Source organism: Amycolatopsis speibonae (assembly GCF_042647925.1).
Lineage (GTDB): Bacteria > Actinomycetota > Actinomycetes > Mycobacteriales > Pseudonocardiaceae > Amycolatopsis > Amycolatopsis speibonae.
This window is the reverse complement of sequence record NZ_JBHRWK010000170.1, coordinates 1-689: the sequence shown is the minus strand read 5'-3', so window position 1 is coordinate 689 and position 689 is coordinate 1. Positions and strand designations below refer to the sequence as shown.

At 66.9% G+C, this 689-nt stretch carries 1 protein-coding gene; it reads left to right on the top strand.

All coding sequences use genetic code 11. The annotated features are described in order from the left end of the window. Window positions 1–689: DUF222 domain-containing protein (locus ACFOSH_RS45185; RefSeq protein WP_378248167.1), on the top strand; the 689-nt coding region annotated here is incomplete at both ends.

Below are 689 nucleotides of genomic sequence, written 5' to 3'. Positions count from 1 at the left end.
ACCATCGGCGGCGACCCGTCCCCACCGCTCGCGCCCCTGACCGCCGACGCGGCCGCGGAAGGCGCGATCGGCGGCTCACAGATCGACGCCATCATCCGCACCCTGGCACGCATCCCCTCCACTGTGCCAGAGGAGAAGGTGCGGGACGGCGAAAAGATCCTGGTCGACCTCGCTCGTCATACCGGGCCCCGGGCCATCGCTAAGGCGGGACGGCGCCTGCTGGACAGCCTCGACCCCGACGGGAAGGAGCCCCGCAATGAAGATCCCAAGGATGTCCGGCCGGAGTTGCGGTTCGTCAAACACCGCGACGGCACCCTCGGCCTCAAGGCGACACTTGACCTCGAAACCTACGCCCGCCTCAAGTCCGACCTCGATCCGATGGCCAAGCCCTATAAAGCCATCAATGGGGTCCGGGACTCCCGCACCCAGGACGAACGCTACGGCGACGCCTTCACCGACTACGTCCGCCTGAAAACCACCAGCCGCAACCTCCCCGGCCAAGCAGGGGAAGCCACCCACATCCTCATCACCATGTCCTACGAGGATTTGATCAACGATCTCGGTGAAGCCCACCTGGATCTGGTCGGGCCGATCAGCGCGACCGACGCCCGGATCCTCGCCTGCGACGCCCGTGTCAGACCTGGCGTCCTCGGCACCGCGGGCGAACCCCTCGACATCGGCCGATCGAA